At 65.4% G+C, this 26,480-nt stretch carries 25 protein-coding genes, 1 tRNA gene and 1 other RNA gene; 16 read left to right on the top strand and 11 right to left on the bottom strand.

What is annotated here, in order from left to right; translation table 11 throughout:
- The first annotated feature begins 13 nt into the window (after nucleotides 1-13).
- The gene (locus M2343_RS14075) at nucleotides 14-670 is read left to right on the top strand and encodes a LolA family protein (RefSeq protein WP_264577135.1); all 657 of its coding nucleotides are present in this window, start codon (nucleotides 14-16) and stop codon (nucleotides 668-670) included.
- A 72-nt stretch (nucleotides 671-742) separates the two neighbouring features.
- Here M2343_RS14075 and M2343_RS14070 read toward each other — a convergent pair.
- A tRNA-Gln gene (locus M2343_RS14070) sits at nucleotides 743-816 on the bottom strand.
- A 158-nt stretch (nucleotides 817-974) separates the two neighbouring features.
- On the opposite strand from M2343_RS14070, the gene M2343_RS14065 reads away from it, so the two are divergent.
- From M2343_RS14065 to M2343_RS14055, 3 genes are all read left to right on the top strand, one after another.
- Nucleotides 975-2,045, top strand: coding sequence for a Ppx/GppA phosphatase family protein (locus M2343_RS14065; RefSeq protein ID WP_264577134.1), 1,071 nt, complete (start codon nucleotides 975-977; stop codon nucleotides 2,043-2,045).
- Nucleotides 2,045-2,716 (top strand): RlmE family RNA methyltransferase, encoded by a 672-nt coding sequence (locus M2343_RS14060; protein ID WP_181561204.1) that lies wholly within the window; start codon nucleotides 2,045-2,047, stop codon nucleotides 2,714-2,716. The genes M2343_RS14065 and M2343_RS14060 overlap by 1 nt, the downstream gene beginning before the upstream one ends.
- 148 nt (nucleotides 2,717-2,864) lie before the next feature.
- On the top strand, nucleotides 2,865-4,181 hold the full coding sequence (locus tag M2343_RS14055) for an MFS transporter (RefSeq protein WP_181561203.1): 1,317 nt from the start codon (nucleotides 2,865-2,867) through the stop codon (nucleotides 4,179-4,181).
- A 46-nt stretch (nucleotides 4,182-4,227) separates the two neighbouring features.
- On the opposite strand, the gene M2343_RS14050 is transcribed toward M2343_RS14055, so the two are convergent.
- The 8 genes from M2343_RS14050 to M2343_RS14015 form a co-directional block, all read right to left on the bottom strand.
- The gene (locus tag M2343_RS14050; RefSeq protein WP_264577133.1) at nucleotides 4,228-5,337 is read right to left on the bottom strand and encodes a 5-methyltetrahydropteroyltriglutamate--homocysteine S-methyltransferase; all 1,110 of its coding nucleotides are present in this window, start codon (nucleotides 5,335-5,337) and stop codon (nucleotides 4,228-4,230) included.
- Between the two features lie 170 nt (nucleotides 5,338-5,507).
- On the bottom strand, nucleotides 5,508-6,380 hold the full coding sequence (locus M2343_RS14045) for a class III extradiol dioxygenase subunit beta (RefSeq protein ID WP_264577132.1): 873 nt from the start codon (nucleotides 6,378-6,380) through the stop codon (nucleotides 5,508-5,510).
- A gap of 1 nt (nucleotide 6,381) precedes the next feature.
- Nucleotides 6,382-6,783, bottom strand: coding sequence for a protocatechuate 4,5-dioxygenase subunit alpha (ligA, locus tag M2343_RS14040; RefSeq protein ID WP_264571743.1), 402 nt, complete (start codon nucleotides 6,781-6,783; stop codon nucleotides 6,382-6,384).
- 239 nt (nucleotides 6,784-7,022) lie between these two features.
- Nucleotides 7,023-8,264: an RluA family pseudouridine synthase gene (locus M2343_RS14035; protein ID WP_264577131.1), complete on the bottom strand. Its 1,242-nt coding sequence runs from the start codon at nucleotides 8,262-8,264 to the stop codon at nucleotides 7,023-7,025.
- Nucleotides 8,261-8,647: a fluoride efflux transporter CrcB gene (crcB, locus tag M2343_RS14030; RefSeq protein WP_264577130.1), complete on the bottom strand. Its 387-nt coding sequence runs from the start codon at nucleotides 8,645-8,647 to the stop codon at nucleotides 8,261-8,263. Before crcB ends, M2343_RS14035 begins: the two co-directional genes overlap by 4 nt.
- A gap of 72 nt (nucleotides 8,648-8,719) precedes the next feature.
- The gene (locus M2343_RS14025) at nucleotides 8,720-10,045 is read right to left on the bottom strand and encodes a hypothetical protein (protein ID WP_264577129.1); all 1,326 of its coding nucleotides are present in this window, start codon (nucleotides 10,043-10,045) and stop codon (nucleotides 8,720-8,722) included.
- Nucleotides 10,046-10,107: 62 nt separating this feature from the next.
- Complete coding sequence (gene rpoH, locus M2343_RS14020; RefSeq protein ID WP_181561196.1) at nucleotides 10,108-11,016, bottom strand: RNA polymerase sigma factor RpoH; 909 nt, start codon at nucleotides 11,014-11,016, stop codon at nucleotides 10,108-10,110.
- 52 nt (nucleotides 11,017-11,068) lie between these two features.
- Entirely contained in the window at nucleotides 11,069-11,968 is a 900-nt protein-coding gene (locus M2343_RS14015; protein ID WP_413716054.1) for an RluA family pseudouridine synthase, read from the bottom strand.
- A 70-nt stretch (nucleotides 11,969-12,038) separates the two neighbouring features.
- On the opposite strand from M2343_RS14015, the gene M2343_RS14010 reads away from it, so the two are divergent.
- The 9 genes from M2343_RS14010 (at nucleotide 12,039) to M2343_RS13970 (ending at nucleotide 21,259) form a co-directional block, all read left to right on the top strand.
- A complete protein-coding gene (locus M2343_RS14010; RefSeq protein WP_264577127.1) occupies nucleotides 12,039-12,533 on the top strand; it encodes a M67 family metallopeptidase in 495 nt (164 codons plus the stop codon).
- A gap of 9 nt (nucleotides 12,534-12,542) precedes the next feature.
- Entirely contained in the window at nucleotides 12,543-13,196 is a 654-nt protein-coding gene (locus M2343_RS14005) for a histidine phosphotransferase family protein (protein WP_181561590.1), read from the top strand.
- A gap of 92 nt (nucleotides 13,197-13,288) precedes the next feature.
- A complete protein-coding gene (locus M2343_RS14000) occupies nucleotides 13,289-15,736 on the top strand; it encodes a chemotaxis protein CheA (RefSeq protein ID WP_264577126.1) in 2,448 nt (815 codons plus the stop codon).
- The gene (locus M2343_RS13995) at nucleotides 15,733-16,173 is read left to right on the top strand and encodes a chemotaxis protein CheW (RefSeq protein WP_264577125.1); all 441 of its coding nucleotides are present in this window, start codon (nucleotides 15,733-15,735) and stop codon (nucleotides 16,171-16,173) included. Before M2343_RS14000 ends, M2343_RS13995 begins: the two co-directional genes overlap by 4 nt.
- 78 nt (nucleotides 16,174-16,251) lie before the next feature.
- Complete coding sequence (locus tag M2343_RS13990; protein WP_264577124.1) at nucleotides 16,252-16,617, top strand: response regulator; 366 nt, start codon at nucleotides 16,252-16,254, stop codon at nucleotides 16,615-16,617.
- Between the two features lie 19 nt (nucleotides 16,618-16,636).
- Nucleotides 16,637-17,725, top strand: a complete 1,089-nt coding sequence (locus M2343_RS13985; protein WP_264577123.1) for a chemotaxis protein CheB — start codon at nucleotides 16,637-16,639, stop codon at nucleotides 17,723-17,725.
- Nucleotides 17,722-18,615: a CheR family methyltransferase gene (locus M2343_RS13980; RefSeq protein WP_264577122.1), complete on the top strand. Its 894-nt coding sequence runs from the start codon at nucleotides 17,722-17,724 to the stop codon at nucleotides 18,613-18,615. Before M2343_RS13985 ends, M2343_RS13980 begins: the two co-directional genes overlap by 4 nt.
- Nucleotides 18,616-18,668: 53 nt before the next feature.
- Complete coding sequence (locus M2343_RS13975; RefSeq protein ID WP_264572348.1) at nucleotides 18,669-19,352, top strand: N-acetylmuramoyl-L-alanine amidase; 684 nt, start codon at nucleotides 18,669-18,671, stop codon at nucleotides 19,350-19,352.
- Nucleotides 19,353-19,483: 131 nt separating this feature from the next.
- Nucleotides 19,484-21,259 (top strand): SLC13 family permease, encoded by a 1,776-nt coding sequence (locus M2343_RS13970; RefSeq protein WP_264577121.1) that lies wholly within the window; start codon nucleotides 19,484-19,486, stop codon nucleotides 21,257-21,259.
- Between the two features lie 121 nt (nucleotides 21,260-21,380).
- Here M2343_RS13970 and M2343_RS13965 read toward each other — a convergent pair whose 3' ends face one another.
- Nucleotides 21,381-23,303, bottom strand: a complete 1,923-nt coding sequence (locus M2343_RS13965) for a hypothetical protein (RefSeq protein ID WP_264577120.1) — start codon at nucleotides 23,301-23,303, stop codon at nucleotides 21,381-21,383.
- A 194-nt stretch (nucleotides 23,304-23,497) separates the two neighbouring features.
- Here M2343_RS13965 and rnpB point away from each other — a divergent pair.
- The 3 genes from rnpB (at nucleotide 23,498) to M2343_RS13950 (ending at nucleotide 24,879) form a co-directional block, all read left to right on the top strand.
- Nucleotides 23,498-23,928, top strand: an RNA gene (rnpB, locus tag M2343_RS13960) — RNase P RNA component class A.
- Nucleotides 23,929-24,028: 100 nt separating this feature from the next.
- Nucleotides 24,029-24,568, top strand: coding sequence for a J domain-containing protein (locus tag M2343_RS13955; protein ID WP_264577119.1), 540 nt, complete (start codon nucleotides 24,029-24,031; stop codon nucleotides 24,566-24,568).
- Nucleotides 24,565-24,879 (top strand): (2Fe-2S) ferredoxin domain-containing protein, encoded by a 315-nt coding sequence (locus tag M2343_RS13950; RefSeq protein WP_181561185.1) that lies wholly within the window; start codon nucleotides 24,565-24,567, stop codon nucleotides 24,877-24,879. Before M2343_RS13955 ends, M2343_RS13950 begins: the two co-directional genes overlap by 4 nt.
- Nucleotides 24,880-24,911: 32 nt before the next feature.
- Here the strand turns inward: M2343_RS13950 and M2343_RS13945 are convergent, their stop codons facing one another.
- Entirely contained in the window at nucleotides 24,912-26,435 is a 1,524-nt protein-coding gene (locus M2343_RS13945; RefSeq protein ID WP_264577118.1) for an amino acid permease, read from the bottom strand.
- Between the last annotated feature and the right edge of the window lie 45 nt (nucleotides 26,436-26,480).

Genomic DNA, 26,480 nt, shown 5'->3' with positions numbered 1-26,480 from the left:
CTATCCGGGCGCGATGATCAGACTTCCCAAATTCACCCGGCGTTCCGCCACCCTCTCTCTGCTGCTGACCGCGCTCGCGGCGCCGGCCTTGGTGCCGGCCAGCCCGGTGGCTGCGCAAGCCGCGAGGTCGAGCGACCTCGCGAGCGTCAGCACGGCGGTTCGCGGCATCACCACGCTGAGCGGCGACTTCACCCAGACCGACCGCAACGGGCAGGTGCAGAACGGCAAGCTGCTCTGGAAGCAGCCGGGCAAGATCCGCTTCGATTATGGCGCCGGCGATCTGCTCATCGTTGCCGACGGCAGCTCGCTCTACATGATCGACTATCAGGTTGCGCAGGTGCAGCGCTGGCCGATCCGCAATTCGCCGCTGGGCGCGTTGCTCGACCCCAAGCGCGATATCACCCGCTATGGCAAGATCGTCGACACCGGCGATCCGCGCGTCGTCTCGGTGGAAGTGCGCGATCCCCAGCATCCCGAATATGGCGTGATCACGCTCATCTTCACCCGCAAGGCCGGCGTGCCGGGCGGGCTCTCGCTCTATGGCTGGGTGGCGCTGGATGCGCAGGGCAATCGCACCAATATTCGCCTGAGCAATCTCAAATATGGCGCGCCCATTGCCGATTCGGCCTTCCGCTGGCGCGACCCGCGCGGAACCCGGGGCCCGCGCTGATCCGACCGCGAAACCGGCGACCGGCCGCGCCGCCCCGAAAGGGGCGGACGCGGTCGCGATGATCTGAAAAGCTGGATGCCCCGCGAGGATTCGAACCTCGATTGACGGAGTCAGAGTCCGTAGTCTTACCTTTAGACGACGGGGCAAGAGCGGGCGCAGATAGGGCGCGGACTGCCTGCGGTCAAGGCGATTTTCCACCCTCATCGTTCGGAGCATGGCAGCCACCTTGCGTCGCCCGCCACGCACGTCTAGCGTGGTGGCAAGTCCCGGCGGAAGTCCCGCCGGAAGAGAAGGTCAAGAAGTCATGGCGCATAAGGCGACGCCCGCGCCGCGCATGGGGCAGGAGCCCGGCACACTGGTGTCCGCCGGGGGCGCGAAACAGAAGGCGCGATCCTTCAATCGTCCGCTGCCGCGCGGCAATCTGGCTGCGCTCGACCTCGGCACCAACAATTGCCGCCTGCTCATCGCGCGGCCGGATGGTGACCGCTTCGTGATCGTGGACGCCTTTTCCCGTATCGTGCGCCTTGGCGAAGGCCTTTCCGCCACCGGGCGCCTGTCGGACGCCGCGATCGACCGCACCTTGTCCGCCCTCTCCGTCTGCGCCGAGAAGCTGCGCCGCCGCCGCGTGGTCCTGGCGCGCTCTGTCGCGACCGAAGCCTGCCGTCAGGCAGAAAACGGGCGCGCCTTTGTCGACCGGGTGCAGCGCGAAACCGGCATCATGCTCGACATCATTTCGCCCCGCGAGGAAGCGCGGCTTGCGGTCCTCGGCTGCAAGGCGCTGCTGGAACGTGGCGAAGGCCCGGCGCTCATCTTCGACATCGGCGGAGGCTCGACCGAGCTGGTGCTGCTCGATGGCGATGGCGATCAGTTGCGCATCGTCGATTGGCACAGCGCGCCGCACGGCGTCGTGTCACTGGCGGAAGCTGTGGCCGGCCATGGCGACACCGCCAGCGAGCGCGCTGCGGCCTATGCCGAAATGCTCCGGCGAATGCGCGAGGCCTTTGCCGCCTTTGCCGAGCGGCTGCCCAGGGACGTGCCGGTGCGCCTGCTCGGCACGTCCGGCACCGTCACCACGCTCGCCAGCGTCCATCTGGGCCTGCCGCGTTATGATCGCAAGGCGATCGACGGACTGACGGTGCCGGCCGATGCCATGCGAGATATTGCTGGGCGGCTCTCCACCATGAGCATTCCGGACCGCATCGCCCAGCCCTGCATCGGCGACGAGCGCGCCGATCTGGTGGTGGCGGGCTGCGCAATCTTGGAAAGCATTCTCGACATCTGGCCGGCAGACCGGCTGGGCGTCGCCGACCGCGGTATTCGCGAAGGGATTCTCCGTGCGCTGACGGACAGCGCCTCAAGCCGGGACCTGGGATAATGGCCAGAGGTGACAAATCTGTCGGCACGCGCGTGCGCACGGCACGCGGGCGCACGGCCCAATCGACGCGCTGGCTGCAGCGCCAGTTGAACGACCCCTATGTGAAGCGGGCCAAGGCAGAGGGCTATCGCAGCCGCGCTGCCTACAAGCTGCTGGAGCTGGACGAGAAGTTCGGCCTGCTCAAGGATGTCCGCCATGTCGTCGATCTGGGCGCAGCGCCTGGCGGCTGGACGCAGGTGGTGCGAAAGGTGCTGCCCAAAGCGAAGGTCGTGGGCATCGACCTCTTGCCCATCGAGCCGCTGCCCGATGTGACCCTGCTCCAGATGGACTTCATGGCAGACGAAGCGCCCGATCAACTGATCGCGGAGCTGGGCGCCGCGCCGGATCTGGTCCTGTCGGACATGGCGGCCAATACGGTCGGCCACCAGCAGACGGACCATTTGCGCACCATGGGCCTGGTCGAGGCGGCCGCCGACTTCGCGATGCAGACCCTGCGGCCCGGCGGCGCCTTCGTCGCAAAGGTTTTTGCCGGCGGGACGGATGATGGCCTGCTGCGCCAGCTCAAGGCGGCCTTTCGCACCGTCAAGCACGCCAAGCCGCCGTCCAGCCGCAAGGGATCGGTGGAGTGGTTCGTCGTCGCGCAGGGGTTCAAGGGCCGGCAGGCGCCATAAAGGCGGTTGTGCGGTTGACCCGGACCGCACAAGGGGACTAGCGCCATCTGGCCGGCCACTGCGCGGGCAAGCAGCGTCGCTCACCCGCATGGACATGCGACCAGACGCCGCGTCGGGCGTTGTGCCGGAACAGGATAGAGGAGGCGGCATGAGGTCAGGCGGCAATGGCATGTTTCGCTCCCTCTCCAACCGCAACTTCCGGCTGTGGGTCAGCACCAATCTCTTTTCCAACATCGGCACCTGGATGCAGGGCACGGCCCAGACATGGTTGGTGCTCACCGAACTAACCGATCATAGCGCCGGCGCGGTCGGCATTCTCACCGCGCTGCAGTTCCTGCCCCAGGTGCTGCTTGTGGCGGTGACCGGATCGGTCGCCGACCATGTCGACCGGCGCAAGCTGCTCATCACGATCCAGTGCTTCCAGACCCTGTTGGCGCTCAGTCTTGGCGCCCTGATCATTTCCGGGCTGGCGGAGCTCTGGCACGTCTACATCTTCGGCTTTGCGCTCGGTTGCTGCATGGCGTTCGAGGCGCCCGCGCGGCACAGCTTCGTCTCCGATCTGGTGGGGGACGAGATCATCGGCAACGCGGTGGCCATGAACAGCACGGCCTTCCAGACCGCCCGCATGATCGGACCGGCACTGGCGGGCCTGTGCATCGCGCTGGTGGGCACCGGCTGGGTGTTCGTGATCAACGGGCTCTCCTACCTGATCGTCACCACCGGCCTGCTCAATGTGCGGGTGACGCGGCATGCCCATGCGGCCGCGCAGCCGCGCGGGGTGAGCCGGCTGCTCGACGGCTTTCGCTATGTGGCCGGGCGACCGGACATTCGCACCGTGTTCCTGATGCTGTTCTTCTTCGGCACGCTGGGCATGAACTTCGGGATTTTCATCAGCGTGATGGCGGCGACCGTCTATCAGCAGGGCGCCAGCGAATATGGCCTGCTGACCTCCATCATGGCGATCGGCTCAGTCACCGGCGCCTTGCTGACCGCCCGGCGCGACCGGCCCCGGATGCATCACGCGGTCATCGGCACCTTCCTGTTCGGCTGTTTCATGACCGCCGCCGCGCTCTCGCCAAGCTATATCTTGTTCGGACTGGTGCTGATCGGCGTGGGCCTCGCGGCTCAGACATCGCTCACCTCATCCAACGGCTTCGTCCAGTTGGCGACGGACCGGGCGATGCGCGGGCGGGTGATGGCCATCTATGTCGCGATCACCTTGGGCGGCCTGCCGCTCGGCGCGCCGCTGATCGGCTGGGTCGCCGACACCTATGGCGCGCGCGCCGCGATGGGCGTCGGCGGCGCGGCGGGCTTTCTCTCCGCGGCGATTGGCCTCAGCTATCTGATCCGCGTGCGCAACCTGCGCTTCATCTGGGATGACGAAGGACCGCGCCTGCACATGAACCCGGACCCGCATCTGCGTGAGCCCGGCCCGGCGGTGCTACCGCCAGATCGGGCGCTTTAGGAGCGACGCTCCCTCCCGCATGCGGCGGGAGGAGGCGAGCTGAGCCTTAGCCCCAGACTTCCTGAGCAACCTCGGCCACCAGCTCCATCTTCGCCTTCTGCTGGTCGAAGGCGATGTCATTGCCGTGGACGGTCGAGGCGAAGCCGCATTGCGGGGACAGGGCAAGCTGGTCGAGCGAGACATATTTCGTCGCGTCGTCGATCCGGCGCTTCACCTCGTCCTTGGTCTCCAGTTCACCCAGCTTGGTGGTGATCAGGCCGAGCACGACGATCTTGCCCTTCGGCAGGAAGCGCAGCGGCGCGAAGTCGCCCGAGCGCGCATCGTCATATTCGAGGAGGAAGGAGTCGATATCGACCTCGTTGAACATGATCTCGGCGACCGGCTCATAGCCACCCTCGGCGGCCCAGCTGGAGCGGAAGTTGCCCCGGCACAGGTGCATCGCCGTGAACATGTCATCCGGCGCGGTGGCCAGCGCATCGTTGATCATCTTGGCATAATGGCGCGGCAGATCATCGGGATCGAGGCCGCGCTTGCGGGCATTCTCGCGCTGCTTGTCATCGCACAGATAGGCCAGATTGGTATCGTCGAGCTGCAGATAGCGGCAGCCGGCATCGGCGAGATCGGCGACTTCCTCCTGATAGGCCGAGGCCACGTCCGCGAAGAAATCGGCCATGTCGGGATAGACCGCCTCGCTGATGCCTTCGCGCCCGGCGCGGAAATGCAGCATGGTGGGCGAGGGAATGGTCACCTTGGGCGTCTCGCTCACCACGCTGGCGAGATATTCGTAATCCGCCCGCTGGATCGGCTTGGCGTGGGCGATCTTGGCGGTCACCACCATCTTGGGCGGCGCGAAATGCACGTCCTTGCCGATCGCATTCTGGAACTGCACTTCCATGCCGCCCTGCTCCTCGATGCCGTCGAGCTGCAGCAGGAAGTCGGTGTGGAAGAATTTGCGGCGGAACTCGCCGTCCGTCACCGCCTTGACGCCGACGCTCTCCTGGAACGCCACGACATCGGCAATGGCCTTGTCCTCGATCGCGCGCAGCGCGGCAGCGTCGATCTTGCCGGCGGCATGATCGTGCCGGGCCTCGATAAGCGCCTGCGGGCGCAGGAAGCTGCCGACATGGTCGGCGCGGAAAGGGGGTTTGGACGTCATGGCAGTCTCCAGCTCCAACCGGCGCAACGCACGCCGTACGAAATCATCATATAAAGTATTCTTTATATATAGGAAGCTTTATGTGATAGGCCGACACGCTGAGCCGACAAACGAAAAAGCCCGGCGCAAGGCCGGGCTTTCCTGGGATGCTTTGAAGAGAGCGAAACCGCTCAAAGGCGGGCCTTCGCAGGCGCTTCCGCGATCTCCTTGGGCCGCAGCACAATGTGGCCGACGGCGGTGTTGGAGGCCGGAACATGGTAGAACCGATGCAACGCCTCCACCTCGGTGCCGAGCGCGGCGCGCATGATGAGCCACATGATGAGCTCAATGCCCTCAGTGCCCGCCTCGCGCAGATATTCCAGCCGCGTGATGGCGCGCAGCTCATCGGTCTCGCCGACGAGCTTGTCCAGGAAGGCATTGTCGAACTCGGGATTGATCAGCCCGGCGCGCGGCCCCTGCAGCTGATGGCTCATGCCGCCAGTGCCCCAGATCTGCACGTTGAGATCCTCGGGATAGGTCTCCACCGCATAGCGGATCGCCTCGCCAAGCGCCCAGCAGCGCGCGCCCGAGGGCGTCGGGAACTGCGTGACGTTCACCGCGAGCGGAATGACCTTGCACGGCCATTTGTCGACCTTGCCGAACATCAGGCTGAGCGGAACCGTGCAGCCATGGTCGACATCCATATTGTTCATCAGGGTCATGTCGAACTCGTCGATGACGAGTTGTTCGGCCATGTGCGCGGCCAGCTCGATATGTCCTTCGACCACGGGCACGTCGCGCTTGCCCCAGCCTTCGTCGGCCGGCTCGAATTCCTCGGCCATGCCGAGCGCGAAAGTCGGCACCACGTCCAGCATCATCGCGGACGCATGATCGTTGTAGCACAGGATGACGACGTCAGGCTTTTCCTCCTGCTCGAAGGTCTTCACCCACTCATAGCCATCGAAGATCGGCTTCCAGTAGTCGTCGGTCGAGCGCCCGGTGTCGAAGGCCGCGCCGATAGCGGGGACGTGGCTGGTCGCAATGCCGGCAGTGATCCGTGCCATGTCAGTTGCCCTCCCGCTTGGAGCGCTGGCCAGTCGGCGAGCGACCGCCGGACCGCATCATCGCGGCATATTCGTCGGGCGTCATATTGGTCATCGAGCTCACCGCGCGCTGCGTGCTCCAGCCATCGGTATTGGAGAGCTTGACGAGGAAGTAGATGTTACCGCCCAGATCGATGAGCTTGCTGAAATCGCGATCCTGCACGGCGCGCTTCTGCTCTTCGCTCATCTTGAACTTGTCGAGATAGGCGCGCTCATGGTCCTTGAACTCGGCGCGATTGCCTGCATCCATCAGCGACATGCAGAATTTGTGCAGGTGATAAGCCTCACGCGAGCGGCGGGCATTGAACACGGTCGTGCCGGGAATGTCTTCCAGCTCGCTGAGCGGATAAAGGCGAGTGCGCATGGCGGACCTTTCGATCGGTCGAATGAAGAATATAATGGAAGGCCTGCGCCTTTCCAATGGCAGAGGCCCTTGTCATTGTGCGCCTGCGAAATCAAGCGGGGTGATGCTGTCGGACGTGCGCATTGGCCCTGCCTGCAGCGCAAAATCGAATGAGAACACCTCGCCTTCAAAAGGATACGCAAGCCCCTCCTCTGAAGAGGAGGGGAGCATGCGGTGTCATTCCGCTGCGCCTTTTGCCCTTAATCCCGCTCCGGCTTTCGCGGCCGTGCGCCGCCGGTGGGCCGCTTGGCACCCGGGCGCGCGGCTGGCCCGGCCGGCTTGGCCCCCTTGCCGCGCGGCTTCGGCGGGCCCTTGAAGCGCTCGGGCTTGTCCGGGGCGCTGCGGGAGCGGCGTTCCCCACGGCGAGCCTTGCGCATGTCCTTGGCGTGGGCGGTGGACGCACGCTTGTCGGCGGCCTTGCGGTCGGAGGCGGTCGGCTGGATGTCGATCTCCAGCGGCAGATCGCCCTCGTTCACGTCGAAGCCCAGGCTCGCCAGCGTTTCAGCGAAATGGAAGGGCGGCTCGGCCTTCACATCGAGCGGGGAGCCATCGGGATGGTCGATGCGGATGCGCCGGGCGTGCAGGTGCATCTTGCGGCTGATCGATCCGCTGAGGAACGCCTCCTTGCCGCCATATTTGCCGTCGCCTACGATCGGGTGGCCGATCTCGGCCATATGGACGCGCAACTGATGGGTGCGGCCGGTGTGCGGCTGCAGCTCCACCCAGGCGGCGCGGTTGCCGGCGCGCTCAATCACCCGATAGCGCGTGCGGGCGGGCAGGCCGTCCTTCTCATCGACATGCATCTTCTCGCCGCCGGTGCCCGGCTGCTTGGCGAGTGGCAGATCGATGAAGCCGTCCGAGACGGAGGGCACGCCCATCACGATAGCCCAATAGACCTTGCGCGCTGTGCGGGAGGAGAAGCTCTTGGCAAAATGCGCCGCGCTGCGCGAGGTGCGGGCGAGCAGCAGCGCACCGCTGGTGTCCTTGTCCAGCCGGTGGACGAGGCGCGGCCGGTCGTCCCGCTCGAACATCAGAGCATCGAGCAGTCCGTCGACATGCTCGTGCGTCTTGGTGCCGCCCTGCGTGGCAAGGCCCGGCGGCTTGTTGATGACGATGGCCTGCGCGTCGCGGTGGATGACCAGACCCTCGGCAAAGTTGATCTGATCCTCGGTCAGGATGGGGCGCGGGCGTGGTGCCTTGCCGGCTTCCTTTGCCGCAGCGACATCGAGCGGAGGCACGCGCAAGGTCTGCCCCTCGGCAATCCGGTCGCCCGGCGTCGCGCGGGCGCCGTCGACGCGCAATTGCCCGGTCCGCGCCCAACGTGAAACGATGGCGAAGCTGGCTTCCGGCATGTGGCGCTTGAACCAGCGGTCGAGGCGGATGCCATCATCCTCGGCACGCACGGTGAACTGGCGTACGCCAGCGAGGTCGGTCTTGCTCATGCCGTGGCACTCCGCATGAGGGTGAGGCCCAGCGCAAGCGCGCCGATGGAGGCGGCAACGGAGAGCAGCACATAACCGAGCGCGTTCAGCGCTTCGCCGCGCTCGATCATCAGCATTGTCTCCAGGCTGAAAGCGGAGAAGGTCGTGAAACCGCCGAGCACGCCGACTGCCACGAGCAGCCGGATTTGCTCGCCCTGCTGGCCTTGATAGCGCGCGGCCAGCCAGCCCGCGACGAGGCCCATAGCCAGCCCGCCCAGCACATTAGCGGCGAGCGTGCCCCAGGGGTAGCCCGGCCCCATGATGCCCAGGCTCGCGCGTCCCAACTGGTAGCGCAGGGCCGCGCCGATGGCGCCGCCGATCATCACGAGAACTGTATTGAGCATGGTGCACGCCCTAGCCGCTTTTGCGCAACAGGCAAATGGACCTTCGCTGCGAGGCTGCGCCGGTCGGCCTTCTCAGTCGGATGGCGCCAGCAATCCATCCCGAGCCAGTGTCCGGTCGACCTCGGCAACGAGCCTTGTGTAGCGCGGGTCTTGGACGCTGCCGTAGCGCGCGGCGAAGGCGGCATCGCTCAGCCCCTCGTCGTTCTGAAGCAGGGCAGGCGGCAGCAGGCGTTCCTGCGTCGCGGTCGCCAGGCGTTGCGCGACGTCCTGCGCCCGGCGCGGATCGCCAGCGGCCTGCGCGACCTGGAATCCGGAGCGGTCCGCCGCCAGATCGACGAAGGAGAAGCCAGAGGCGGTGCCGGTCTGGAACGCCGACGCGGCAGACAGGCTGTCCGCCAGTTCCTTCCACTCGCCCATTGCCGATGAGAACTGCACACCGGTCTGCGCAGCCAGCGCGGCGGACAGCGCCCAATGCTTGGGGAGGTCGTCCCGGCCATGGAGCGTGATTGCTGTCGCAGGCGGCGGACAGCGGCGCGTGGCGCTCAGCTCCAGCCCGGCCAGTTGCCCGGCGCGCGGATCGACCACCAGCATCGCCAGCGCCACAAAGCCCGCGCGATTCGTTTCCGACGTAGCGGTTTGGCTCGGCGGGAACGCACGGCGGACCTGTATGGCGAAGTCGCTTTGCGGATCGCGCGCCTGCAGCGCCACCAGCGCGCAATAGCGATCCAGCACCTTCGCGCCGTCGACCGCGTCACCGCCAGTAAACTGATCGAGCAGGCCGGTCTTGGGCGGCAACTGCACCGCCGCCATCACCGCGCCGTTGCGAATGGAAAAGCGCTGGACGACCGTGTCGAGCGGCGGAATCACGGCGCCGCGCAGGCGCAGCAGCTGACGCAACCCCTCCAGCAGCAGCCGAGTCGGATATGCCGGCAACGAGACCGCGCCGATGCGTGCCTCTACTTCGGGAAATCCGTTACTCGGGCCGCTCACAACCAGACCGACATTCAACCAGCGCCCGAGCGGAAGGGCATGGCTCGCGGCGACATGAAGCTGCTCATCGTGGAGGTCGAGGTTGAGCCGGTCAGGGCGAAAGCCATGAGTTGCGAGCGCACTCAAGCCGTCGAGATGGGTGGGCGTGAGCGTAAGCAAGCTGACACCGCCGGGCCGCTGCCTGCTGGCCTGCAACTGCTCGATTGCGGCCCGACCGGCACCGACCTGCAGAGGCGTTGGCGTGGGGCGGGCGTCGGCAAGGGGCGCGCTGCTGGTAAACAGCACCGCACCAATGAGTACAGGCAGGACGAACAAGACAAAGAGGATCGCCAGAACACGCCAGACCCGCGCCCGCGGGCTACGGCCTGCCAATCCCATCCACGAGCCAGAGGCACGCTTGCGCTGCATCGCGTCCCCTATCCGTTACGACTGCCCCTTCGCCTAGGCGACGAGCGCAATCCGCAGACTCGTCAGCCGGCTACCGTCATCAGGCGCTTTTCACCGGCGATCCGAAGCATCGCGCGCTGCAGCTTCTCGAACGCCCGAACCTCGATCTGGCGCACGCGCTCGCGGCTGACGCCATAGACTTGGCTGAGTTCCTCGAGCGTCTTGGGCTCCTCCGCGAGGCGCCGCTCCTGCAGGATATGCCGTTCGCGGTCATTGAGGTCATCCATCGCATCGAGCAGCATGTCGTGCCGCACGTCGCTTTCCTGCGCGTCGGCAATCCGCTCGTCCTGCAACGGCCCTTCGTCCGCCAGCCAGTCCTGCCACTGCCCTTCGCCGTCATCGTTCATGGAAACGTTGAGCGAGGTGTCGCCGCCCATGGCCATGCGGCGGTTCATGGAAATGACGTCATCTTCCGAGACACCGAGATCGGTCGCGATCTTGGTCACATCCTCGGGGCGCAGATCGCCATCCTCGAAGGCTTCGATCTGGTTCTTCATGCGCCGCAGGTTGAAGAACAGCTTCTTCTGCGCCGCCGTGGTGCCGATCTTCACGAGGCTCCACGAGCGCAGGATGAATTCCTGGATCGACGCGCGAATCCACCACATCGCATAGGTGGCGAGACGAAAGCCCCGGTCCGGCTCGAATTTCTTCACGCCCTGCATCAGGCCGATATTGCCCTCGGAGATCAGCTCGGAGACAGGCAGGCCATAGCCGCGATAGCCCATGGCGATCTTCGCCACGAGTCGCAGATGGCTCGTCACCAGCCGCGCCGCAGCCTCCGGATCGCCATGCTCCTGATAGCGCTTGGCGAGCATATACTCCTCCTCGGGCTTGAGGAGCGGGAACTTGCGAATCTCCGACAGATAGCGGTTCAGGCTCGCATCGCCGCCAAGCGCAGGGATCGTTGCAGGGAGATTACTGCCGTTACTCACGAAACTTCATCCTTCTGGAGCGCGCAAACAAGAAGGGGCATCGCGCTCATCCTTATACGCAAAGATGGCTGAACAGTTGCTGCATGTCATCCGTAATCGGGCTTTCAAAGCTGAGAGGCTGGCTTGTGACCGGGTGGATGAACCCTAGCCGGGCCGCATGAAGCGCCTGACGACGAAAGCCAAGTTCGGCGAGCAGCGCCTTGTGGATGCCGCCGCGGGCATAGACCGGATCGCCTAGCAGCGGGTGACCGAGATGGGCCATGTGCACGCGCACCTGATGGGTCCGTCCCGTCTCCAGCCGGCATTCGATCAGCGCCGCCCGATCAAGTCGCTCGAGCGTGCGATAATGGGTGATGGCGTGCTTGCCGCGCCCCTCGCGCTGCACGGCCATCTTCTTGCGATCCGCGTCCGAGCGGCCGATCCACTGGTTGACCGTGCCGGAAGGCGGCGCAGGCCGCCCCTGCACGATGGCGAGATAACGCCGGTCGATGCTGTGGTCCTTGAACTGGCGGGCCAGCCCCTCATGCGCCTGATCCGTCTTGGCGACGACCAGGAGCCCGGAGGTATCCTTGTCGATGCGGTGGACGATGCCGGGCCGCGCGACCCCGCCAATGCCGGAAAGCTGCCCGGCGCAATGGTGGAGCAAGGCATTGACCAGCGTGCCATCCGGGTTGCCGGCGGCGGGATGCACGACCATGCCCGCCGGCTTGTCCACCACGATCAGATGCGCATCCTCATGGGCGATCACCAGATCGATCGCCTGCGGCTGCGCCTCGGCGGGCGCCGCCTCCGGAATCTCTACGGCAAAGGCCATGTCGGCCTTCACCTTATAGGCTGGATCAGCCGCCGGGCGGCCGTCCGGCCCGGTCACTTGCCCTGCCAGGATCAGCGCCTTCACGCGCTCGCGCGACAGGGCTGGCAGCACGCTCGCAAGCGCGCGGTCCAGTCTCATGCCGTGCTCGGCCTGCGTGATCAGCGCCGTAATGCTGGTAACCCCCGTTTCCACGGCCTAATATCTGGGGATGGCCGTGCACATATCAAGACCGCTGCGCGATGCGATCCTCGCGCAGGCGAAGGCCGCCGCCCCGCTGGAATGCTGCGGCCTACTGATGGGCCAGCGCTTGGCCGGCGCGGACGGCGGGACGACTACCATCGCCATCACCGAACTTCGCGCCGCCGCCAATGTGGCGGAGCAGCCCGAGCACCGCTTCGAGGTCGATCCGGCCATGCTCATCGCCGCACATCGCGAGGCGCGCCAGGGCGGACCGGCTATTGTCGGCCATTATCATTCCCATCCTCATGGCGAGGCCGTCCCCTCGGCGATCGATGCGGCCATGGCGGGGGCGGCGGGCGAGATCTGGCTGCTCGTCGACGCGCGCGGCGACCTTCTGGCCTGGCAAGTTGTTGCGTCAGGCCGCATCCATGGCGTTTTCGATCCCGTCGAACTGGTCGGTTCGCCGCATGGGCGGCTTGCACCCGCGCGCCCGCAGCGCCATGAGGGCACGGCCATCGCCTGAAGAGAGGATATCCCCGTCTTGGTCAAATCCACCGCGTCCGACTCCATCGATTTCGCCAGCCTGCTCTGCTCTCGCCTGTGCCATGATCTGCTCAGCCCCGTCGGCGCGCTGAACAACGGCATCGAGCTGCTTGCCGATGAGACCGACCCGCGGATGCGCGAGCAATGCCTCACGCTGCTGGCGGACAGCGCCCGGACGACGGCGGGCAAACTCAAATTCTTCCGCTTGGCCTTCGGTGCCGGGGGCGGATATGGCGAGGCCATTCCCGTGCACGAAATCCGTTCTGCCGTGGAAGGCATGTTTCCACCCGGCGGCAAGATCTCGCTCGACTGGATGATCGCCGGGGACAGCCTTTCCAAGCCGGCCGCCAAGCTGCTGCTCAATCTGGTGCTATTGACCGGCGAAGCCCTGCCGCGCGGCGGCGTGATCGCCATCGGTGCGGAGCAGCAGGGCGGATCGACCGAGATCGCGGTGCGCGGCGAAGGCACGCGCATCACCTTCGACCCCGCCATACGCGCCGGGCTGGAAGGGCATGGCGATCTGACCACCCGCACGGCCGCGGCGGTGATGATCCGCACGGTGGCGACCGAAGCCGGCGGTGAGCTGATGATCTCGGGCGCCGACGAGCCCCACCTGCTGTTCGGCGCGCGCCTGCCGGCTTGATCCCGCCGGTGTGAGAGCCCGGCCGGCAGGTCTTAACCGGGCTTTCACGACTTGGCCCCAAAGGTGTCGCCGCGTTAACCACAGGCGGCGGCATGGACGAGATCATCGGGGAGTTCATTGCGGAAACTCTTGAAACGCTGGAGGTCCTCTCCGGCGAAGTCGTCGCGTGGGAAGCGGACCCGACCGACAAGTCTCGCCTCGACGCGTTTTTCCGGTTTTTCCACACCGTCAAGGGAAGCTGCGGCTTCCTGAACCTGCCCCGTTTCGAGCGGCTGGCGCATGGCGCCGAGGACGTGCTGGCAGCCATCCGGCGCGGCGAACGGCTGGCCGATCCCGCCACCGTTACGGCGGTGCTGGCCGTCATGGACCGAATCGGCGCGCTGGCGCGCGGTCTGGGCGGTGAACCCGTGCCGGATGAAGCCGATGATGACGGGCTGCTGGACGCCCTGTCCCTGCGGTCCGGCGGATTTGAGCTCTTTCACCCCATCGCGCCCGCCGGGGCGATGCCGGCCCCGCCCCGCGAACCGCCCGCGCCGCGCACGGACTCCGCCGAGGCACCCGTTCCCCCGTCGCCCAGTCCGCAACAACCAACCGCCCCGCCGCGCGACAAAGCCCCGCGCACGATTCGGCTGCCGTTGGCGCTCATCGATCAGCTGATGAACGGCATCTCCGACATGGTGCTCGCGCGCAACGATCTGGCGCGCCGGATGCGCGACCATGGCGTCGCGCCGGATGTGGAGAGCAGCTTCGAGCGGATGTCGACCAATGTCGCGGACCTGCGCGACATGATCAGCAAGACGCGCATGCAGCGGGTCGACCGCCTGTATGCGGCCATCCCGCGCATGGTGCGCGACCTCAGCCGCGAACTGGGCAAGAAGGTCGTCGTGGATCTCGATGGCGGCGATGTCGAGATGGACCGCGAAATGATCGAGATGGTCGGCGATCCCCTGACCCACATCGTGCGCAACGCCCTCGACCACGGCCTTGAGCCACCGGCCGACCGCATCGCGGCCGACAAGCCCGAGGTCGGCCGGTTGAATATCGTCGCCCGGCAGTCGGGCAACCAGATCGTCATCGAGGTGGCCGACGATGGGCGCGGCATGGACCGGGCTGCCCTGGTCGATCGGGCGGTCGCGGCCGGGCTTGTCACCGCTGCCGAGGCAGCCGGGATGAGCGACGCAGAGAAGCTGAACCTGATCTTCCTGCCCGGCCTCAGCACGGCGCGGGAGGTCACTTCCATCTCCGGGCGTGGCGTCGGCATGGATGTCGTGCGGGCCAATATCGAACAGATCGGCGGCGTGATCGACATCACCACGACGCCTGGCGACGGCACGGTGATCACCATGCGCGTGCCGCTGACACTGACCATCATTCCGGGCCTGATCGTCCGGTGTGGCGGCCAGACCTTCGCCATGCCGCGTGGCAATGTCGTCGAGCTGATCCACGAAAACAGCAACATGGTCTCGATCGAGGAGGTCGCCGGCGGACGCATCGCGACCATTCGCGGCGAGCGTCATCCGGTTGTGGCGCTTGAGGACGTGCTGGGCCTTGCCCGTCAGGCAGAAGCGAACGGGCCGCGGACCTTGATGGTCATTCGCTCCTCGGCCGGCCAAAACTATGTGCTGGGTGTCGAAACCGTCGACAGCAATGAGGAGCTGGTCATTCGCCCGGCCTCACCGGTGATCGCATCCGCCGGGGCATTTGCGGGCATGACGCTCCCCGACAACGGCCAGCCAATGCTGCTGCTCGACGCCACCGGGCTCTTCCAGATCGCGCAATTGCCCGTGGTCGATGCCGACAAGGCGCGGCGGGATCATCACAGCCAGGAACCGACCGAGGCCATCGATACCTTGCAGGTGCTCTTCTATCGCGACCGGGATGGCGTGGAACGGCTGATGCCGCTGCCCATCGTCGAGCGCGTCGAGGAACTGGACTGTACGCAGATCGGGCGCTCCGAGGGACGGGCATTCGCGCGGATCGAGGAGCGCCTGCTGCCGGCGCTCAATGTCCGCCCGGATGAGACCGGTGTGCTAAAGGCCATGCGCCTGCACGATGGGCGCGATCTGCTCATCTTCCTCATCGAAGAGGTGCTCGACATTCTTGAAATCCCCGCCCGGCTGGACGTGCCGATCGGCCGGGGACGGATCGCCGGCCTGGTGCTGGTTGGCGAGCAGCAACTGGAGCTGGTCGATCCGTTCACCCTGTTTGAGGAGGTCGCGGCCCGCCCGGCCTCTGACGCTGCCGCGCAGGCCGTGCGCTGCATGATCGCCGATGTCGAAGACCCGTGGATGCGCAACATCCTGGCGCCGCTGCTCGTTCAGGCCGGCTATGACGTCGTTCTGGGCGCCGCAGGCGACGCACCGCCCGATGTCGTACTATGTGGCAGCGGGCACGCCCCCGCGCCCATGGGCGTTCCAGTGCTTGCCCTGCGGGAGCAGCCGCAACTGCCCGCCGACCCCGACGCGCCGCCCTCCATCTACCGCTATGACCGCGCCGGGCTGATGGCGGCGATCTCCAGCTTCGCACGGAAGGCCGCATGACCGACTCGCTGTTCCTGTTCGCCTCCATCGCGGGCGCCCCGATTACCGTGCGTGCCTGTGTCATCGAAGCCGTGGTGCGCTTGGGGGATATCGTACCCGTGCCATTGGCGCCTGTGCATGTGTGTGGGCTGGCGGCGCTGCGCAGCCGGGTGCTCACCGTGATCGATCTGCAATCGCGCATCTTTGGCACGGCGGCGGATGCACAGACCGCACCGCTGGCGATTGTCGCGGACATTGCCGGGCACAGCTATGGTTTCCTCATCGATGCCGTGACCGATATCTGCCAGGCGCAGGGCGGCGTGCAGCCATTGCGCGGCCGCATCGATCCTGCGTGGCGGCCATTCGTTTCCGGCCTCGTCGATTATGATGGCCGCAGCCATCTTCTGCTCACGCTCGCCGATTTCACCAACGCCCCCTCTGGCGCGCTGGCTGCCTGAGATATTTAACGAATTTACCAAAATGACACGCTCTGCCCGTAGGTTACGTAGCCAAGCAAGTATCAGGGGTCGCGACTCATGCCGAACTGCCTCATTGTCGATGACTCCAAGGTGATCCGAAAGGTGGCGCGCCACATTCTGGAATCCCTCGATCTCGACGTTCACGAAGCGCAGGACGGACGTGAAGCGCTCGACATGTGTGAAGGGCAGGTGCCGGACGTGGTGCTGCTCGACTGGAACATGCCGGTGATGAGCGGCCTGGAGTTCCTCAAGGAACTCTCCCGCCGCAATTTCGCACAGCCGCCCAAGGTGATCTTCTGCACCACCGAGAATGGCGTGGACCATATCCGCGCCGCCGTCGATGCCGGTGCCGACGAATATGTCATGAAGCCCTTCGATCGCGACACGCTGGAGAGCAAGCTCCAGATCGTCGGGGTTCTCTAAGGGCTCGGGAGCGCCGGGAATGGCGTGCGCTGCCCTCCTGTCCGATGCCAGCTCCGGAACCGATGGTTCGCCCATCGATGTGCTGATCGTCGATGATTCGCTGGTCGTCCGCCGTGTGCTGGGTCGGGTGCTGGGCGAGGATCCGCGCTTCCGCGTCGTTGGCACGGTAGCCAGCGGAAAGCAGGCTCTGGCTTTCGTGGCCAGAAAGTCGGTGGACCTTGTGCTTCTCGATATCGACATGCCCGAGCTGGACGGCTTGCAGGTGCTTCCTCACCTGCTTGGCCCCGATCAGCGCCGGCAGGTGGTGCTGCTCAGCGGTTCATGCAGCGAGGGCAGCGAGGTCGCCTTGCAGGCGTTGGCTTTGGGTGCCGGTGATGTCGTGGCCAAGCCCAGCGCCGGCCATTTCAGCCCGCAATTCGTGGAACATCTACTCGATCGCCTGGCCCATCTGGCGCCGGCGGCCGAACGAAGCCGCACCCCGGAGCGGTTCGATGAGGCAAGCGCCCGCCTGCGGCCGCCCGGCACGCTCGTGCGCGCCGTGGCCATCGGCGGTTCGACCGGCGGGATCAGCGCGATCCTCTCGGTCATCAAGGGCCTTGAGGACAATCCGGCCTTTCCCATCTTCATTACCCAGCATCTGCCTGCCAGCTTCCAGCCGCTGCTGGCAGAACAGCTCCGCCGCGCCACGCATCTGCCCGTGGTTCTGGCGGAACAGGCCATGCTAGTGCAGCCGGGCACCATCCATCTGGCACCCGGCACTGCCCATCTTTCGCTCGGCAAAGGAGCGCACGGGCAAATACTGGTGCGATTGAGCACCCAGCGCTGCCTGCATGAGAGCTTCCCGGCGGTTGACCCCATGTTCACCGCCCTGGCACGCCATTATGGGCGCGGCGCCTGCGGCGTCATCCTCTCCGGCATGGGGCGCGACGGACTGGCCGGCGCGCAAGCCATCGTCGGCGCGGACGGCTGGGTGATCGCGCAGGACCACCAGTCGAGCGCGGTATGGGGCATGCCCGGGTCGGTCGTGAAGGGAGGTCTCGCCAGTGCCATTCTGCCCCCCGCTCAGATCGCCGAGCTGATCCTGCAGCAATGGCAGGCAGGCGCATGACCATGCAGCCAGTTTCCAACGCCGCCTGTCGCCTCGCCGAACTGCTCCACCGGGAGACCGGGCAGACGCTCTCGGAAGCCCGGCGCTGGCGCATCGAAACGTCGCTGCGACCGCTGCTGCGCGCACACGGGCTGCGCACGCTGGAAGAGCTCGTGAACGCGATCGAGCGGGCGCCTCGCGGGCTCCTGCAGGCCGAAGTGATCGACGCCCTGCTCAATCACGAAAGCTCGTTCTTCCGGGATGTCAGCGTCTTCCACGCGATCGAAAACAGCGTCCTGCCCGACCTCGCCCGAACGCGCGCGGATCGGCGACTGCGCATCTGGTGCGGCGGGTGCTCGACCGGGCAGGAAGCCTATTCGCTGGCCATGATCGTCCACCGCTCGGCCGCGCTGGCCGATTGCACGGTCAGCATCCACGCCACGGACGTATCGGCCCTCGCGATCGCCAAGGCAAAGCGCGGTCGCTTTTCGCAGATGGACATGCAACGCGGCCTGCCGATCAGCGAATTGCTGCGCTGGTTCCATCCCGTCGATAACGAATGGCAGATTGCCGGCGAGCTTCAGCAGATGATCGTGTTCCAGCAGGACAATCTGCTCGACCCCGCTCATGGCGCAGGCCCGTTCGATCTCATCCTGTGCCGCAACGTGCTCTTTTACTTTTCCGAAGAGAGGCGCCGCCGCGCGTGGAAAACGCTGTCCAGCCGGGTTCGGCCCGGCGGCTATCTCGCGCTCGGGGCCGGCGAAATGGCCTGTGCCGAGTCCGGCTTTTTGGCCTGCCGGGGCCTCAGCTGCCTTTATCAGGCCCGTGAAGCCCGGCCCGATCAACCGCGCATGATGCTGCCTGCAGGCGGCGCTTCCTCCGCACCCGCCATTGAGCTAGGACAGGGCTGACCGCACCGCCCGGCAACATGCCGGCATGCGCAAGGAAAGTGGCCCAGTTCTGCATGATCGAGACGCCGTCACCCAATTTTGACGACCGAACGCTCCCGGTTTCCATCCTCGTCCTGCACTATACGGGAATGCCGGATGCCCAGAGCGCGATCAACTGGATGGCCAATCCGGATAGCAAGGTTTCTGCCCATTATGTCGTCACAGAGGAGGGCAAGGTGGTCCGCATGGTCGACGAGACCAAGCGCGCCTGGCACGCCGGACGAGCCTGGTGGCGCGGCATCACCGACGTCAATTCCGCGAGCATCGGCATCGAGATCGTCAATCCCGGCCATGAATGGGGCTATCGGCCCTTCCCGCAGGCGCAGATCGATGCGCTGATCCCGCTCGTCCACGACATCATGCAGCGCCACCGCATCACGCGCGGCAATGTCGTCGGCCACAGCGATGTGGCGCCCGCACGCAAGCAGGACCCCGGCGAGTTGTTCCCCTGGAGCAAGCTCGCCCGGCTGCGCCTCGCCCTGCCGCGCCCGACCCGCAATCTCATGGACCCACTCTGGAGCGACGGCGCCTTCATGCTCGCGCTCGAGCGATTCGGCTATGATATCGCCGAGCCGGAAGCCGCGGTGACGGCGTTCCAGCGCCGTTTCCGGCCGGAATTGATCGACGGCGTGATCGACGGGGAATGCCGCGCCATCCTGCTCGCGCTGCTGCTGCCAAGGCCTCGCGGCGACGACTAAGCGCGATCGGACAAGACGGACCGGATTATTTTTCAGCACCCGCACACTGAAATCCATTTCGGGCGTTTGGCGGGGATGATGACAGCGAGGGTGGTCGCGCAGCGCCGCGACGGGCTTGGGGGGAGAACGCGATGACCGGGCCGCAATGGCTCTCTATCGCCACGCTTGCCGGCATGATGGTGCTCTTCCTGTGGGGGCGCTTCCGCTATGATGTCACGGCTGTCATCGTTCTGCTCTTCGCGGTCCTGATCGGCATTGTCGATCCGGCCGACGCCTTCTCCGGCTTCTCGGACGATATCGTCATCATCGTCGGCTCGGCGCTGGTGCTTTCGGCCGCCGTGCAGCGCTCCGGCGCGATCGAGGTGGGGCTCAAATTCGTCGCGGGCCGCGTGCGCCATGTCCGCTCCCAGCTGCTGCTGCTTACCGCCACGGTCGGCACGGCCTCGGCGCTGGTCAAGAATGTCGGCGCGCTTGCCATGCTGATGCCCGCCGCCTTCCAGATGGCCAAGCGCAACAACGCCAGTCCCTCGGTCTTCCTCATGCCCATGGCCTTCGCCTCGCTGCTGGGCGGGCTGATGACGCTGGTCGGCACCTCGCCGAACATCATCGTCAGCCGCGTGCGCACGGAGATGACTGGCGAGCCCTTCGGCATGTTCGATTATTTCCCGACCGGGTTTGGCCTGTTCATCGTGGGCCTGCTGTTCCTGCGTTTCGGCTACCGACTGCTCCCGCGCGATCGGCGGGGCGCGGCGACCATGGGCGATGCCATGGACATCTCCGGCTATGTCACCGAAGCGACGGTGCGCGAGGACACGCCGCCCGATGGCGAGACCATCGCCGCCTTCCTCAAGCGCCACGATCATGAGGTGCAGATCACCAGCCGCCTGCGCGGCCGGCGTCCGCTCTCGACGCAGGGCAATGCGCGACTGCAGGAAGGCGACGTGCTGATTCTCTACGGCGAGCCGGATGCGCTGGAGCGGGTCATCGCCCGCGACGCGCTGGAGCTGGACGGCGAGACGCGCGATTTGCCCGAAGGCAGCGAAGGGGACGAGATCGGCGTCACCGAGGCAGTCGTGACGGCCGAGTCCCCGCTGGTCGGGCAGAGCGCGGAGCGGCTGCTCCTCCAGCAGCGTTATGGCGTCAATCTCATCGCCGTCTCGCGCGCCGGGCAGATGCTCGGGCGCAAGCTGGGCGAGATCAACCTGCGTGCGGGCGATGTCATCGTGCTGCAGGGGCCCCTCGGCCTGCTGCCGGCGCGGCTGCGCGATCTGGGCGCGCTGCCGCTGGCGGAGCGGGGCGTCAAGCTGGGCAAGTCACATCGCGGCTGGCTGCCGCTGCTGATCCTCGCCGTCGCCATGACGGCCACGGCGAGCGGTTATGTGCCGGTAGCCATCGCTTTCTTCGCCGCCGCCGCGCTCACCGTCATCAGCGGCGCGTTGCCGGTGCGGGAAGCCTATGATGCGGTCGAGTGGCCCATCCTCATCATGCTCGCCGCGCTCATCCCGGTCAGCGACAGCATCCGCAGCACCGGCGCGTCTGATGTCATCGCCACCAATCTCGCTCATGTCGCCGCCGCGCTGCCCCCCTGGGGCGCCGTCGCGCTCATTCTGGTCGCAGCCATGGCCGTGACGCCGTTCCTCAACAATGCCGCCACGGTGCTGGTGATGGCCCCCATCGCCGGCGTCTTCGCGCATGACTTGGGCTATCGGCCGGAAGCCTTCCTCATCGCCACCGCCGTCGGCGCGGGCTGCGATTTCCTCACGCCCATCGGCCACCAGTGCAACACGCTGGTCCTTGGCCCCGGCGGCTACCGCTTCGGCGACTATGCCCGCCTGGGCGCGCCGCTCTCGCTGCTGGTGGTGCTCATCGGTACCCCGCTCATCATCTGGACCTGGCCGCTGCAGTAGGGGGTCCCCACCACGAAATGGCTTGGGGATCTGCAATTCCGACGAGAACGACTGCAGTGTCGCCCTCCATATTTGCTTTCTTACCGCGGCACCGCAGCGAGCGTGGGGCGACACAGGATGCTCAGTAGGGCAATTGCCACCGAACGTCCTGAACTTGGAACCGGCAGGATGAGCCGCCTTGCATATCGTAACGGATCGTTGGCACCCGTGCCGCTGCCACATGGTCGAAAGCAAAGGGGGGATCGGCCATGAGGATGCGGGGATTTTCAAGTTGGCCGGCACTGCTTAGGTCGAATTCGACCGTTGTATTGCCGACGATCCCGGAAAAGGTGAGGTCGGATGGATAGTCCTCCGACTGAATGTTCGCTGACACGAACGTCGGCCGAGTGTCAGGTCTCAAGCAGGCATTCGGCGCGATCTTCAACGCATCGTAGAGTGTGGCCGCGGCTTTCATGTCCCCCCGCTCTCTTTCTCGCCCAGCGAGGCGGAGAATGACTGCTCGCCGTCGCGGGTCAGTCGGCGCGACGCGCCGCCGCAGCACCGCGAGCGTAGAGGTCAGCAGCTCTCGCTTCATAGTGCTCGATAGGTTGGGGGCATCGTCTAGAGACACCGCCATCCCGTACAGCAAATCGAGGGGCAGGGTGGAATCGGCGGCCGCGGCGTCCATTATACTGGAAAGCTCGACCTCGGCCTGCTCAACTGTTCGAGTTTGCGCAGCCACTGACATTCCTAGAATTTTCAGTCGATAGGCCATTATGAAGGATTTGGGCGCGTCGTTGTTATCAAGGATGGACAGGGTGCGTTGCGACAGTTCCAGCAAGCGCAATTGAGCGTTCTTGTCCGCGGTGAAGAAGGCAGGTTCGCTGGCGATCTCAATATTAATCAAAGGGGGAAGTAGCATGATCGAAGTCGCGCCATATTTCGCCTCTCTTCGACCAAGCTCCGTCAGGTTCTCCAGGAGATCCTCTTGCTCGGTTTGCCCCCACGGTAAATAGACGCCTGCGCCGGACATCCAGGCAACTATTTCATCTACCAAAGTTCTGCCCGCCTTATACGAGGCGGCAGGCAAGCTCCTGCACCGGAGGGCGAGATGGCTGATCTGACGGGCCGGACTGTCTATGGATTCGGCTTGCAGCAACGCCGCCAGAAATGGCTGCGCAATCCCTGCTCTGCTAGCCCATACCAGCCCCACATCCGTTCTGAATTGCGGTTGCTGCCGGAGAAGCTCGACAATCACCACATCTTCCGGCCGTAGGCCTGCTTCCCCACAGACTGGCAGGTTGCCCAAAACAGCATTTTGCGGGGATCCATAAGTAACTTGCGAATGCCCGACCGCGAGCATCGCGAGGTAGCTGGAGCGGTTTGCCGAACGAGCGGCCAAGAAGGCCAAGTCCCCGGCAATGCGGGCTGGAGCAGCGCTTGTGGGCGCCGCATCAACGGCTCCAATCCACGCTCGTCGAAGGATGTCTGCGGATACCGCATCACTGTGAACAATAGCTTCTGATCGGCCTTCAATCAGGTCGGCCTCCCAACGATATTTGGCCGGTAAGTCACTCCGCTGAAAAGACTTCAGATAAGTGATTGCAGCGGCCGGATCAGTAATGAGTAGCTGCCGCGCGACGCCCAGGCGGGCCTGCCACCGTTCGTCTGGGTCGCCCGATGTCTCGTCGGCAACCGCCCGAAAAAGCGCTTCGGCGCCCTTAAAGTCGCCATTCACTTCGGATGCACGCGCCTGCATCAATCGATAACGGGCGCCATCGTCTGCCAAGGGGATTTTGACCGTCCGATCTATGATCGTCCGGACGGCCGGCAAAATCTTTTGAGCGGCAGCAGCCTCGATGGTCATGCGGTCGAGGATGCTATCGGGCTGTTTGGAGTCAGGTGACGGAAGTCGCTCGCTGATTGCGGCGTTCATTGTTTTGGCCGCTGCCGTAAGATCGAGGCGGGCGGTCTGCTCCCGAATTGTAGCAAGTGCCTGAGTCGCCTCAGCTGTTTCAATGCTGGCAGCAGCGGTAAACAGCGCCAGTCCAACAACTATAGACATATTTGTCCCTTCCCCCTCTCGTCCCAACACCAGATCCTGAAGTGACATCTCATGCCGACAAAACCTAGCCCTTTCTAACGTGACTCCGCAGATGGCGGTCTGCGCCAATTTAAAGTTTTCTTTTCCTGAGTTTAGTGGGCGAAGGTGAACTGAACTGATGACTCTCCGCCCGCCTGCGCCTATAGCCCCGTTCGCCAGGCGGTCGGGCGGCCGCGGCGGGCGTTTGCGTCCGGCGAGGAAAGTCCGGGCTCCACGAAACAACGGTGCCGGATAACGTCCGGCGGCTCTCCTCGCGGGAGTTAGGGACAGTGCAACAGAGAGCAGGTCACGTGCGCCTTCGGGCTTGGGCTTCGGCCGCGTGAACAGTGAAAGGGTGCGGTAAGAGCGCACCGCGTCCCCGGCAACGGCGGACGGCACGGTAAACCCCACCGGGAGCAAGACCGAATAGGGGCGGCGCGCAGGTCTTCGGGCCTGCTAGGCTTGTTTCGGCCGAGATCGCCCGGGTTGGTTGCTTGAGGCCCTGCGAGAGCATGGCCCTAGAGGAATGGTCGCCCATCCGCATGCGCGTCCCTTTACGGGATACGGCGGCGGTGGACAGAACCCGGCTTACAGACCGCCTGGCATTTTGCTGATCGCCTGCAGGGCAATTGCACGACCGCTGCGATACCCGCATTTTCACCGCGCTACGGTGGATTTCACTACGAACCCACACTAAGTGAGATCGGATGGCCAGAAGCGGACGGAACAATGACTGGGGCTTTCCCCGCTGGCGCAGCTATGGCTCCACGCGGGAAGCGCAGGCCGTTCGGCTGTGTGACCGGCATGGCTGCGACCAGCCCGGCAACTGCCCCGCGCCCAAATCCCCCAACAGCCCGGACCGCTGGTATTTCTGCCAGGCTCATGCCGCTGAATATAACAAGGGCTGGGATTATTTCGCGGGATTGGACGAGGAAGAGCGCAACGAGCGCATGCACAATGAGCAACGCGATGCCTCCGGCTATCGGACCAGCGCCCATAATCAATGGGCCGGCCCCGGCGATGGCACCCGCTCGCGCGACGAGATGCGCGCGCTCGATGTGCTGGGGCTGGAGAGCGATGCCGATTTCGAGGCGGTGAAGCGGAGCTGGCGCGCACTCGCCAAGGAATGCCACCCCGATGTGCGGCCCGGCGATGCCGACGCCGCCACGCGCTTTCAGGCCATCCAGGCCGCCTATGACGTGCTGCGCGTGGCCGAGGAGCGCAAGAGCTGGAAGCCCGCGCCATGAGCGCCCGTCAGGTCCGCAGTCGCTGGTCCAACGCGGTGCTGGTTTGTCGCAAATGCGAGAAGAAGATCAAGGGCGGCGGCTTCGGGCCGGAGGGGAACAAGACCCTCGGCAAGGCCCTGCGCAAGCACCTGCAGCTCGGCAAGGGTCGCAAGGCCGGTGCCGGCATTCTCGAGGTCGGCTGCCTCGACATCTGCCCCAAGCGCGCGGTGACCGTGGTCGACACCAGCAAGCCGGACCGATGGCTGATCATCCACCCCGGCGCCAATCTGGATGTTCTCGCGCACGATCTGGGCCTGCGCAACAAATCCTGAGATAATCGATGCGGCGCGGCTGACCGGTGCCGTCAGTCGATGGGCGGCACGGGCTGCGGCGGCGCGTCGGGATCGGCCTCATGCACCTCGACGGTGCCGCGCCCGACATGGCTGCGCGAGCGGCTATAGGCGAAATAGACGACGAGACCGACTACAGCCCAGGCCACGAACATCAGCTTCGTCTCGATACCGAGTTTGAAGAAGAGGTAGATGCAGCCGAGGATCGCGACCGGCGCGGTGATGGCGATGGCCGGTGTACGGAACGGCCGCTTGCGCGTCGGGTCCGTCCGCCTCAGCACGAGCACGGCGATGGAGACGGCGGCAAAGGCAAACAGCGTGCCGGAATTGGAAATGTCGGCGAGAATGCCGACCGGGAAGAAGGCCGCGAACAGGGCCACGAAAACGCCGGTGATGATCGTGATGACATGCGGCGTGTGGAACTTGGGGTGGACCTTGGAGAACACCGCCGGCAGCAGCCCGTCCCGGCTCATGACGAAGAAGATGCGCGTCTGGCCGAACATCATCATGAGGATGACCGACGGCAGGGCAAGACCAGCAGCCAGGCCGATGAGGTTGCCGATCTGCGGCCAGCCGATCTCCCGCATCGTCCAGGCCAACGCTTCTTTCGAGCAGACCACTGCCTGATCGCCGATGGCCGCGCACTGATCGGCCAGCGCCTTGCTGCCCGGCGCCAGCGCTTCCCCGGCCGGGCCCATCAATGGCTGCGAGCCCACCGTGCCGACAACCCCGGCAGCAACCAACAGGTAGAAAATCGTGCAGATGGTGAGCGAGCCAATGAGGCCGATCGGCATGTTGCGCTGGGGATTCTTGGTTTCCTCCGCCGCCGTGGAGACGGCATCGAAGCCCACATAAGCAAAGAAGATCGACGCCGCCGCCGCGCCGATGCCGCCGAAGCCCAAAGGCGCGAAGGGCGAGAACTGCTCCATGTTCATCACCGGCAGCGCCAGCACGATGAACAGAGTGAGCGCCGCGACCTTGATCACCACGAGCACGGCATTGACCATCGCGCTCTCACGCGTGCCGATGACGAGCAGCCAGGTGACCAGCAGGGCGATGCCCATGGCGGGCAGATTGACCAGACCGCCATCGAACGGCCCGCGCACCAGCATGTTGGGAATGTCGATGCCCAGCGCATGCTCGAGCAGGCCGACGACATAGCCGGACCAGCCGACCGAGACGGCCCCCGCCGCCACGGCATATTCGAGGATCAAGGCCCAGCCGACCATCCAGGCGATCAGCTCGCCCATCACCGCATAGCTATAGGTATAGGCCGATCCCGAAACCGGGACCATCGAGGCCATTTCCGAATAACAGAGCGCCGCCACGGCGCAGACGAAGCCGGCGATGACGAAGGAGAGCATCATGCCCGGCCCCGCCTTCTGCGCCGCTTCCGCCGTCAGCACGAAAATGCCGGTGCCGATCACGGCGCCCACACCCAGCATGGTGAGCTGGAAGGCCCCGAGCGATCGGTGCAGTGATTTCTTTTCGGCAGTGGCGAGAATGGCGTCGAGTGGCTTGATGCGGCCAAAGATCATGCGCGTCTCTCTATACAGCGCGGCCGCAGCCGCTCCCCCTGAACT

Source organism: Sphingobium sp. B8D3B, assembly GCF_025961875.1.
In the GTDB taxonomy this organism is placed as follows: Bacteria; Pseudomonadota; Alphaproteobacteria; order Sphingomonadales; family Sphingomonadaceae; genus Sphingobium.
This window is presented reverse-complemented; position numbering and strand designations above follow the sequence as displayed.

Coding starts and splice junctions, on each gene's coding strand:
- M2343_RS14065 (WP_264577134.1), top strand. CDS start 975: ATGGCGCATAAGGCGACGCCCGCGCCGCGCATGGGGCAGGAGCCCGGC.
- M2343_RS14045 (WP_264577132.1), bottom strand. CDS start 6,380: ATGGCACGGATCACTGCCGGCATTGCGACCAGCCACGTCCCCGCTATC.
- M2343_RS13965 (WP_264577120.1), bottom strand. CDS start 23,303: ATGTCTATAGTTGTTGGACTGGCGCTGTTTACCGCTGCTGCCAGCATT.
- M2343_RS13995 (WP_264577125.1), top strand. CDS start 15,733: ATGACCGACTCGCTGTTCCTGTTCGCCTCCATCGCGGGCGCCCCGATT.
- M2343_RS14000 (WP_264577126.1), top strand. CDS start 13,289: ATGGACGAGATCATCGGGGAGTTCATTGCGGAAACTCTTGAAACGCTG.
- M2343_RS13950 (WP_181561185.1), top strand. CDS start 24,565: ATGAGCGCCCGTCAGGTCCGCAGTCGCTGGTCCAACGCGGTGCTGGTT.
- M2343_RS13970 (WP_264577121.1), top strand. CDS start 19,484: ATGACCGGGCCGCAATGGCTCTCTATCGCCACGCTTGCCGGCATGATG.
- M2343_RS14075 (WP_264577135.1), top strand. CDS start 14: ATGATCAGACTTCCCAAATTCACCCGGCGTTCCGCCACCCTCTCTCTG.
- M2343_RS14060 (WP_181561204.1), top strand. CDS start 2,045: ATGGCCAGAGGTGACAAATCTGTCGGCACGCGCGTGCGCACGGCACGC.
- M2343_RS14025 (WP_264577129.1), bottom strand. CDS start 10,045: ATGCAGCGCAAGCGTGCCTCTGGCTCGTGGATGGGATTGGCAGGCCGT.
- M2343_RS14035 (WP_264577131.1), bottom strand. CDS start 8,264: ATGAGCAAGACCGACCTCGCTGGCGTACGCCAGTTCACCGTGCGTGCC.
- M2343_RS13985 (WP_264577123.1), top strand. CDS start 16,637: ATGGCGTGCGCTGCCCTCCTGTCCGATGCCAGCTCCGGAACCGATGGT.
- M2343_RS13945 (WP_264577118.1), bottom strand. CDS start 26,435: ATGATCTTTGGCCGCATCAAGCCACTCGACGCCATTCTCGCCACTGCC.
- ligA (WP_264571743.1), bottom strand. CDS start 6,783: ATGCGCACTCGCCTTTATCCGCTCAGCGAGCTGGAAGACATTCCCGGC.
- crcB (WP_264577130.1), bottom strand. CDS start 8,647: ATGCTCAATACAGTTCTCGTGATGATCGGCGGCGCCATCGGCGCGGCC.
- M2343_RS13975 (WP_264572348.1), top strand. CDS start 18,669: ATGATCGAGACGCCGTCACCCAATTTTGACGACCGAACGCTCCCGGTT.
- M2343_RS13955 (WP_264577119.1), top strand. CDS start 24,029: ATGGCCAGAAGCGGACGGAACAATGACTGGGGCTTTCCCCGCTGGCGC.
- M2343_RS14015 (WP_413716054.1), bottom strand. CDS start 11,968: ATGAGACTGGACCGCGCGCTTGCGAGCGTGCTGCCAGCCCTGTCGCGC.
- M2343_RS13990 (WP_264577124.1), top strand. CDS start 16,252: ATGCCGAACTGCCTCATTGTCGATGACTCCAAGGTGATCCGAAAGGTG.
- M2343_RS14055 (WP_181561203.1), top strand. CDS start 2,865: ATGAGGTCAGGCGGCAATGGCATGTTTCGCTCCCTCTCCAACCGCAAC.
- M2343_RS14050 (WP_264577133.1), bottom strand. CDS start 5,337: ATGACGTCCAAACCCCCTTTCCGCGCCGACCATGTCGGCAGCTTCCTG.
- M2343_RS13980 (WP_264577122.1), top strand. CDS start 17,722: ATGACCATGCAGCCAGTTTCCAACGCCGCCTGTCGCCTCGCCGAACTG.
- M2343_RS14010 (WP_264577127.1), top strand. CDS start 12,039: ATGGCCGTGCACATATCAAGACCGCTGCGCGATGCGATCCTCGCGCAG.